Annotated in this window: 8 protein-coding genes and 1 tRNA gene; 7 read left to right on the top strand and 2 right to left on the bottom strand. The window is 63.3% G+C overall.

Translation table 11 applies throughout. The annotated features are described in order from the left end of the window. The first annotated feature begins 175 nt into the window (after positions 1-175). The gene (locus tag ACSDR0_RS48175) at positions 176-991 is read left to right on the top strand and encodes a hypothetical protein (RefSeq protein ID WP_435295708.1); all 816 of its coding nucleotides are present in this window, start codon (positions 176-178) and stop codon (positions 989-991) included. Positions 992-1,032: 41 nt separating this feature from the next. Beyond that, positions 1,033-1,506, top strand: coding sequence for an NUDIX domain-containing protein (locus ACSDR0_RS48170; protein ID WP_435295707.1), 474 nt, complete (start codon positions 1,033-1,035; stop codon positions 1,504-1,506). Positions 1,507-2,337: 831 nt separating this feature from the next. Here ACSDR0_RS48170 and ACSDR0_RS48165 read toward each other — a convergent pair. Both ACSDR0_RS48165 and ACSDR0_RS48160 read right to left on the bottom strand, forming a co-directional pair. Beyond that, entirely contained in the window at positions 2,338-2,853 is a 516-nt protein-coding gene (locus tag ACSDR0_RS48165; protein ID WP_435295706.1) for a hypothetical protein, read from the bottom strand. A gap of 516 nt (positions 2,854-3,369) precedes the next feature. Further along, on the bottom strand, positions 3,370-3,675 hold the full coding sequence (locus ACSDR0_RS48160; RefSeq protein WP_435295705.1) for a hypothetical protein: 306 nt from the start codon (positions 3,673-3,675) through the stop codon (positions 3,370-3,372). 436 nt (positions 3,676-4,111) lie between these two features. On the opposite strand from ACSDR0_RS48160, the gene ACSDR0_RS48155 reads away from it, so the two are divergent. From ACSDR0_RS48155 to ACSDR0_RS48135, 5 genes are all read left to right on the top strand, one after another. Next, positions 4,112-4,858, top strand: coding sequence for a hypothetical protein (locus ACSDR0_RS48155; RefSeq protein ID WP_435295704.1), 747 nt, complete (start codon positions 4,112-4,114; stop codon positions 4,856-4,858). Between the two features lie 272 nt (positions 4,859-5,130). Continuing rightward, positions 5,131-5,739 (top strand): DUF6461 domain-containing protein, encoded by a 609-nt coding sequence (locus tag ACSDR0_RS48150; protein ID WP_435295703.1) that lies wholly within the window; start codon positions 5,131-5,133, stop codon positions 5,737-5,739. A gap of 321 nt (positions 5,740-6,060) precedes the next feature. Beyond that, on the top strand, positions 6,061-6,693 hold the full coding sequence (locus ACSDR0_RS48145) for a DUF6461 domain-containing protein (protein ID WP_435295702.1): 633 nt from the start codon (positions 6,061-6,063) through the stop codon (positions 6,691-6,693). Positions 6,694-7,037: 344 nt separating this feature from the next. Further along, positions 7,038-7,130: transfer RNA gene (locus ACSDR0_RS48140), tRNA-OTHER, on the top strand. A 312-nt stretch (positions 7,131-7,442) separates the two neighbouring features. Continuing rightward, a complete protein-coding gene (locus tag ACSDR0_RS48135) occupies positions 7,443-8,144 on the top strand; it encodes a DUF6461 domain-containing protein (protein ID WP_435295701.1) in 702 nt (233 codons plus the stop codon). Positions 8,145-8,751 lie beyond the last annotated feature (607 nt).

The raw sequence follows: 8,751 nt of genomic DNA, 5'->3' as shown, positions 1-8,751 counted from the left end.
TGCGTAGTGCGAACTTTGGTCGGTTCAGCACGGCAACCTACGCTCGTTCTCTTTTACACCGCATCTCGGACGCGACCCCGCCCTCGCCCAGGCCCACGAACCACCCAGCCTCTGCGAACTGCGCAGCGAGATCGCCGATGTCTGGCATGCCTACCAAGCATCCCGGTACGGCCTCGTGGTTCGCCGCCTGCCGGCACTACTCACCGAGGCCCACCACGCCGCCGGCGCCTACCAAGGTGATCAGTACATCCAGGCCCTCAGCCTGCTCGGCCAGGCGTACCACGCAGCCACCAGCATCCTCGTCAAGATCGGAGAGAACGACCTCGCCTGGATCGCCGCGGAACGGGGCCTGACCTACGCGCAGAACTCCGGGGATCAGATCGTTGTCGCCTCACTACTGCGATCCGTCACCCACGCCCTGCTCTCCAACGGCCGTTACGACGCCGCATCACAACTGACGAGCGACGCCGCCGGACTTCTCCAAGCAGACCTCCCCCAGGGCAGCCCCGAACTCCTATCGGTACACGGCACGCTCTTCCTCGCAGGATCGATGGCCGCAGCCCGAGCCGATGACCGCGCCACCACCCGCACCTTCCTCGCCGAAGCCGCGGAATCGGCCCGCCGACTGGGAGGCGACGCCAACCACGTCTGGACCGCGTTCGGCCCCACCAACGTGGCCATCCACCAGGTAGCCACCGCCATCGAACTGGGAGACATCCAAGTCGCCATCGACATCGGCCCCGGCCTGGACACCAGCGCCCTGCCGATCGAGCGTCGAGCCCGCCATGGAATCGCCGTCGCCCAAGCGTTCAGCCTGTGGAACCGCACCGACGAGGCATTGGACGCCCTCCTTCAGGCTGAACACCTCGCTCCCGAGCAGATCCGTCACCACTACCTCAGCCGCCAACTCGTCCTGAACTGGATTCGTCGCCAGAAGGGCAAGCCCAGTCACCGGCTCACCGATCTCGCTCGTCGCCTGCGCGTCACCTGAGCGACCTTCACACCGGGCGGACTTCCCGTACCGTAGGGATCATGACCGGACAAGAGACCCCGCCCATGGCCACCCCCCGCGCCGCAGCCGGGGCACTCTTCTTCGACGACCACGGCCGCCTGTTGCTGGTCCGCCCCCATTACAAGGACTACCGCGACATCCCCGGCGGCTACATCGAGCCCGGCGAGACCCCGTTCCAAGCGTGCGTACGCGAAGTTCAGGAAGAACTCGGCATCCAACCGCCGATCGGCGACCTCCTCGTGGTCGACTGGGCACCCCACCCCGAAGAAGGCGACAAGGTCCTGTTCCTCTTCGATGGCGGAACCCTCAGCCCGAGCATGCGCGACAGCATCCGACTCGGTGCCGACGAACTAGCCGGCTATGACTTCCACCCTGTCGAAGAACTGCCCGGCCTCCTGATCGAACGACTCGCCAACCGCGTCCTGGCCGCCGTCACCGCTCGTACCATCGGCCGCCCGTTGTATCTGGAGCACGGCCAGCAGTTGCCGAATTAATCTCATAGGTATCAAGCGGCGGCGCGCCGCGCCGCCGTACCCGGCCCTCTGCCGCCCGCCGACCGGGCGTGCGGCGTGGGCGCCGGTCCCGGCCGGCGGCGACCCGGGCCGTCCACCGACCCGCGCACCCGCCGCAACCGATGTACTCGCCGATCCCAGCGACGCGCCGCCGCCTCATCGCTTTACACCCGTTCGGATGCTCCGGATTGACGCTGGCTGCGCGCTCACGTCAGCAGGCAACCTCTACCAGAGATCATCGAGGTCGCCAATCCTTTTCCGGAGGACGCGAGCGTCCTTCTTGGGCAGGACGTGAACCACAGCATCTAAGAGCGCACGAAGCTCGACAGGATCAGGACAGCACAGCATCTCTCCACAGGATTGCGCCGGATCGAAAAGCCTGTGCCACGGGTCCCGTAAAAACAGCGACCAGGCGCGTAACGCCTCTTCCGCCGCCCCGGGCCAATAGTGCCTGCACTCCAGACGAGCGACTGCGATACGGCCCCGGTAAGACAGGCCAGGGATTGCGGGAACTCCAATAGCGGTTGTCGTCCGCGAACGCCACGGACCATCAGCGCGGATCCGAGCCGGACGTCTACGCGCCATGGCCCTTTCGTGTGATCGACATAGCATCATCCTGCCACAGTCCGAGCTTCTGACAAGATGCCCCGGAGCGGTACCACCCTCGCGATCGCCTGACGGTGGCTGGTCTCCATCCAGGGTTGGGGGCGATCGACGGTCCGGGACTTCGTACCTCAGCCCCGACCCACCGCGTTACATGGAGCTGTCCGTTGACCGGCTGACGTAGCCGAGTGCCCGGGTAAGCAGTACCCGCTACGCGCCGAGCCTGTGGCGCGTGTACCGGTGATCAGGAAGCCCGAACTCCATGCCGTTCTCGTCGAGGGCGTTGTAGATCGTTACTCGGTCGTCCGGAAAGGCAAAGCCGACGGCCACCATCCCCTGCGCCATGTCCTCACCTACCCATTCGAGAAGCTCTACGGCTTGCAGCCGCTGCCCCTTCAGCGCGGCCAATTCTGAGAGCATGCCCTCTCGCCACGCCAGCTGGAATCCCTCTCCGGCCCAATCCAGCGGCTGAGCCGGATCAACGGTGTTCCACGTGATTGAGATTTCGTCGAACTTCGTGTGAACGATCTCGACTTGCTCGCCTTCGAAGTCCAACAGGACAAGCCCATCGGAGAACCAAGCATCCTCATCGAGATTCCAGACCAGCAGGGCACGAGTCAGCCTCCGGCCTTCCAGCATGGCCAGTCTCCGACCGTGAGCGGCGGTGACAGCCGAACGGCCACTCAGCCATGCCGGTCTGTATCCAGAGACCCCGAAGTCGAACATCTGTCGATTGTGTCGGACGCCAGCGCCAGGAGGTCAAGCCTTTATGAGTAAACCCAGCCGCGGCGCCGATGAGGAGAGACCGGTGTCCGTGCCCGTTACGTGCCCGTCAGGAGAGTGATCAAGGGGGACCCACGGGGAATCACGGTCACTCACCCCGCTCTTCCGCAGGTCAGCGTCTCCCCAGCTCAGAGGGCAGGCGCGATAGAGACTTCCCAAGCTGACAGCGCGGGTTCGATCACCGTCACTCGCTCTACACGAGAAATCCCAGGTCAACCGATGGATTAGGGCTTTTGGGTCAGCGGATGACGGTACCGAACAGTCCTGGTGACGGCGTTGACAGGCATCCTCTTTAGGCGCCCGAGGTGCCACCAGGTTCGGGGCACCTCAGCGCGAGCAGGACGCCCGCGATACGTTCACGCGCAGCGTGTCAACGAGCTTGGAGGGCCAAGCAAGTAGATCACTCGATCTCATCCTTCGCGGCGTAAAGGCAGATCACTGCAGCCTTGCGCTGGCTCCTCAGCCCTCCTCGAACAGCTGATCAACTGCCACGATAAGCGCACTCGTCAGTTCCTGATGCCGCCGCCGTTCCATGCTGCGAGAAGGGCTGCACAGGACCATGCTCTTGGCCTCGCCCAAGGTCGAAGGACCAGCACCCAGCAACTCCCGCGTGACCAGTATCGAATCAATCACGGACACCCGCCGGTCGCTCAACAGCTTCTGGACGGCCGCCATCCCAGCCTCGGCATGAAGCAGCGGTCGACACTCCTCAACGAGAGCCGAGATCCGTGCAGCGCGATCCGAGTCAAGCTCCTGAAGCCCCATCGCCCTCGTCCCCTCTAACAAGTGAGGCCAAAATACCCTACGAAACCAAGCTCCAAGATCGCGACGTGAGGGCAACTCAGACGGTCAGGCGGGCCATTCAAAGCTTGTCGAAGCCACCCATATCTTGCAGGCCAGTTCTTGATCAGCGTGCCAGATGCATGCCAGAACAGGCGGGGAAGCACAGTCACTCACAGGGACTCACGGTCACTCGACCCGTCCTGACCTGCACCCCCGTTTTCCCAGCTTAGGGCAGCAATGTCAGTAGATGATTCCCAAGCTGATAGCGCGTGATTGATTCTGGCGTCCCTGCTTCAGTGCTTCGTCCAACTCGACTGGAACTTTATGTCCGTCTTGTCCGTCATCATCGTCAAACGGGGGAACGGGCGGTGCCGATCGATCATGTATTGGCCTCATACCAGCCGAAGGGCGACGCATTTTGATCAACCTGGCCCCGCGCGTCCGAGCACTCGCCGGACGCGCCACGACACTCCTCTCCTACGGCTACCCCGCAGAGAACAGGACGGTGTACGGCGTGGCGGTCTTGGACGGGGACGGGCTGGTCCTGTTCTACTCGCCGGGGGCCAGATCCCGGCATGAGCTGGAGGAATTCGCCGCCGACCAGGGGCTGATCTTCGAGTTCCGGCGATACGGAACCTCCGCGGAGGCGAGGGTCGCCTTGGCCCGTCGCGCCCCGGGCTGGAAGGGGCTTGCCCCCACGGACCCGCCTGCTTCCCGTGAGAGCCCACGCATGCACCTACTCGAGCCCGTGAACCAATTCCGCTACATCAAGATGATCATCAATATGTGGTCCGATATGCGAGCCCGTCGTGCCCATGCCCGGCTGAATCGACCTCACAGATCAGGTGGCCACGAACTCTCGCGTCTGGACGGCCGGGCCTGTCGCCTCTTCGCCGAGCACGGTAAGACGGCACTGGAGTCGGAGGATGGCCTGCGTCTGATTCCCCAGGCCGATCTGTTGCTGTGCTACACATCCGAGTCGGACGTGCATGGCTTGATGGTGTTCGGCGAGCCCGGTCAGCCCTTGGTGCACCTACCCGGACGGTGGAATACAGAGGATACGCAGCGCTTCGCCGGACGGAACATCCTGGGGTTCGAAGCACGCAGATTGCCACACGAGGAATACCTGGTCTTGACGGGTCGGGTCCAGGACGCGGTTCCTTGAGTGACCTGCACTGCGAACGGATCGTCTGCTACTTGCCCGTCGGGAGAAGACTCTCACGCGGAACCACAGAGGGCGCAATTAACAGCATGACCAATGCCGCAACAAGTGTCGACACATCACCAAGGTACCCAGTCGGCCGCGCGGTATATGCGCGGGATGATCTTCGGCGGTCGAGCTCGAGAAAGATGCTGCCGCCCTGGTGAGAGGCCCTGTCTGCGCTGAGAATGCAGCCCTCTTGAAAACCGCTGCCGCTGGCGGCAGGGAATAGGTTCATGGTGGCCAGACATGTCAGTCTTCGCTGCGATGATCGCTTCGGATTGGCCGAGGAGCGGAGGGCGCTGGTGGGTGGCATGACGTCGGCGGACTACGCCTGGTTCATCGAGGAGTACGAGAAGGAAAGCGACCTGATCGGCGTGACGTTCGTGCGGGACCTGTCACCCGAGGAGGCTTTGCGTCGGATCGGTGCCATCCCCGGTGACATCTCCCGGGAGTGGGCTGTCGAAGCCTATGCAGCGGACGGGGGAGCGGTCCTGGTCGACTACCACTGCTACGAGCCACCGCAGGCGCTCTCCCGGGGAACAGAAACGGCCAGTCTCGTCACCGGTATCACCGTCGACGAGGACTTCGCCTACTCGGTCGACGGGGTGGTGGTCACCAGATTCGCACCGTTCTTCCCTATTGATCGACAGGGCAGCGATCCAGATCGCCTCCTGGGCCACATGCGCGATCTGGGCATGCCTCTGGAGGAAGAGGAGTTCCGTGACACCCGGACTCCCACGCTCCTTGCCGTTACCTTGGCGGCGCGAGCCACCGGGGTGAGCTTCACGCCGGCTCACTACGCCGTACCGCCCATCGTCGGATCCGCCGACTGTCCGAACTGATCAGACGGCCCGTCACCTGTTGCGGTCTCATCGATTCGATGCGACTCATACAGGCCTTGCCGGCCGCATCGAATGACCCTGAACACTTCAGGCGGAGATGCGCAGTACAACGGCCGACCGCAGCGGCTATGTCCTCCTCGGGGCCTTGTACCTCGTGGAGGCTTCAAAGTCTGTTCCGCGGATTGGGGCGTTGTGGTAGGTGATGAGAAGGCGTGCAATGATAAAGATCACCGTCGATGTGGAGGGGAAGATTACCGCAGGTCAACGACCGTGAACCGCTGAGAACGGGAGTAGCCTGTAAAACCATCAGAGGAGGTTGTGGTGGCTGATCCTCTCGTCCCGTTCCGTTGGTTGGAAGCTTCGCCAGGAGACCGTGACGATCTGCTTGGCGAGATTTTCTCTGTGTCCTTTTTTCGCAGGCTCGAACCTGCCGAGGTACTGCGCCGCTTTGGGGCCGGACGTCCAGGGCGGGAAATGACCTTTCATGAACTCGGTGGGAAGGTCTGGGAGTCGGTAGGGGTGACCGACGACGACTATGTCGGGGTTGTCCAGGCTGGTGAGTGGAGCGTGGCCGTCGAACTGCGGGGTTTCCAGGCGGTGCTGGCCGAGTCGTTGACCGGGCTGTCTCGGGGATGTGAGGTGGTGGCCGTGGGACGGCACGATTATGCGGAGGACGGCTTCGTGTACGCGGTAGATGGCAAGGTCGTCACCAGCTTCACGCCGCACCTGCCAGGCACTCGGTGGGGCAGCGACCCGGACCGGATCAACGAGCTTATGCGTGAAACCGGCTTGCCTCCGGAGGAGTTGGATGAAGAGGCATGGGAGGCGACGTGGGATGACATGTACACCAACAGGATCTCGCGTGCGTTCTTGCTGGCGGCCGAGATCACTGGCGTGGTGTTCACTCCGAGCATCCTCGATAGGCCCCTACTCGTCGGCGCCATCAGTGAGTGATTACGAGGTGGCGTGCACTGATGCTGCGGGTGGCTACCAGGTTTCTGGCTACGGAACCCGAGGTCCAACCGTTGGGCCTCTGCAGGTCGAAGGCCCTCTCTCCCGAGAGATCCGCGGTCCCGGGAGGTGATCGTGGCTGGCTCTGCCTCGCGGGATATGTGCGGGATGATCTTCCCCGGTAGGGGACGGGTGAGAGCCGTACCTCGAGGTCAGAGGCCTGATGAAGTCAGGAATGTCAGCCCGCTGTAAAACCATCAGCACTCCGATTTTGGGAGCCAACTTGGGAGCCAACGGGCCGTACGACCCCGGACCGAGCTGGACTGATACGAACAGGCGATCCGTCCGCGACCTGCGTGGCGAACTGGTCTGAACGCTCTTGGACGTCGTTTGGGAACCTACGGATCAGAAGGTTGGGGTTTCGAGTACCTCCGGCCGCACACATGCAAGAAGGCCCCTGAACAGGCATTACGCCATCGGGGGCCTTCTTCGTTTCTTGATCGTTTGGGCTTCTTGCTAACACCCTTGCTAACAGGGTGGCTCCCACCGTTCTTGCGCCGCCTTCTCTCATAACGAAGCCGAACCGACCGGCCGTCCCGGCACGCAACCGGTCGTGGAGACCACGGCATGACGTTGATCACGGGACTGTCGGGGATGTCTGCTTGAGTCATCCCAGGAACGAGCGCTTGAGCGGACAGAGAGCGGGAATGCGGCGGTCGGAGCGTCTTTGGCACCTTGTCCGGTCCTACGGCATGGGTGAGTGGTTCATGGCCGCCTGGGTGGAGGGTCTGGAGGTGTGGGAGGCCGCTCGGCGCCTTGGGGTGTCGGTCGCGGATGTGGACGACTCAGCCGAGTGCACCTGGGCGGATGTCCTGCGCGGGTGGCCTTCCGACGGTGAGGCGGGGGCCGTCTGGGTCGGCCGGCTGACGGCGGACTGGACACAGATCATCCAGGTGCGGGGGTTCGACTGCGAGAGGGCTTTGCGGGAGCTCTCGTACGGCGGGCGGGCGTTGCTGATGCGCTGGGACATCAACGGGCCGCGTGATCTCGAATACGCGGTCAACGGTCACTATGTGACGGGCTTCAGTGTCACTGTCCCCGGCAAGCGCTGGGGAAGTGATCCTCACGCGCTCGACTCCTACGCGCAGAGGTTGCAGTTCGACCTGGACGACTCCGGTTGGGAGAGCGATCCCGAGCTGCCGGCGGGATGGCTGGAGTACTGCGGGTGGGAGGAGGCCCGGATGGAGAGCGGACAGGATTACGGGGAGGAGGACATCCCCGACGAGTGGGGGGACTTCATCGGGCTTGTCCATAACGGATACAGCCCGCCCATGGCGAGCTGCCTCACGTCGGCCCTGGCGCTTGTCGGCAGGGTGACGGGCAGAGAGATCGACAGGGAGTGGATGAACGGGGCCCACACGCGCTACGTGATCCGCGATCAGCGCAGCGGCTAGGACAGTCACCGCCTCGGCGGTGAGGGACTGGCAGCGGAGAGCAAGGCATCGCAGGGCGAGTTTGACGCTCTGCCCGAGGTTGGCGATGTCACCGTCAGCCGCAGGCGTGTGCACGCGGCGGTCAACGGTGCTGCGCGTGGTCCGAACGCCGGAGCGGAGGACCCGGTCCTGAGTACGGCGCGAAAAACGTGCGACAATCGAGTACGGCCATTTCGCTGATTGGATCCACTATGGGATTCTCTCCAGCATGACTGAACCCACAGAGACCCCGCCTCCCTACATTCCTGGCCCCAGGCCCGACGACGACATTGCGTCTGTTCGCTTGCTGGGAGCCATCGCATTGGTTGGTAGCATCGTTCTGGCCTTGGGCGTCCTGCTCTTCGGAAGTAGGTTCTCGTCGTTGTCATGGCTCATAGCGCTGATCGGGCTTGGATTACGTCTAGAGGCGGCGATTCGCGAGCGGAGGCGACACCGCTAAGATCCTCGCCGTCGTTCTCGATCTCTGAGTGAGTGTTTGAGAGGTGATCGTGAGGTCGTTCTATGGCAGAGCAGAAGACAGAGGACGATGCAACAGCGCACCCAGGTAGTCGAAGGCGCCAGCCCTAAG

Origin of the sequence: Streptosporangium sp. G11 (assembly GCF_051192615.1) — a bacterium.
In the GTDB taxonomy this organism is placed as follows: Bacteria; Actinomycetota; Actinomycetes; order Streptosporangiales; family Streptosporangiaceae; genus Streptosporangium.
The sequence above is the reverse complement of the archived record's forward strand: the minus strand, read 5'-3'. Positions and strand labels throughout refer to the sequence as shown.

Excerpts from the sequence above, each read along its gene's own strand:
- ACSDR0_RS48170 (WP_435295707.1), top strand. The coding sequence starts at position 1,033 with ATGACCGGACAAGAGACCCCGCCCATGGCCACCCCCCGCGCCGCAGCC.
- ACSDR0_RS48165 (WP_435295706.1), bottom strand. The coding sequence starts at position 2,853 with ATGTTCGACTTCGGGGTCTCTGGATACAGACCGGCATGGCTGAGTGGC.
- ACSDR0_RS48160 (WP_435295705.1), bottom strand. The coding sequence starts at position 3,675 with ATGGGGCTTCAGGAGCTTGACTCGGATCGCGCTGCACGGATCTCGGCT.
- ACSDR0_RS48150 (WP_435295703.1), top strand. The coding sequence starts at position 5,131 with ATGGTGGCCAGACATGTCAGTCTTCGCTGCGATGATCGCTTCGGATTG.
- ACSDR0_RS48135 (WP_435295701.1), top strand. The coding sequence starts at position 7,443 with ATGGGTGAGTGGTTCATGGCCGCCTGGGTGGAGGGTCTGGAGGTGTGG.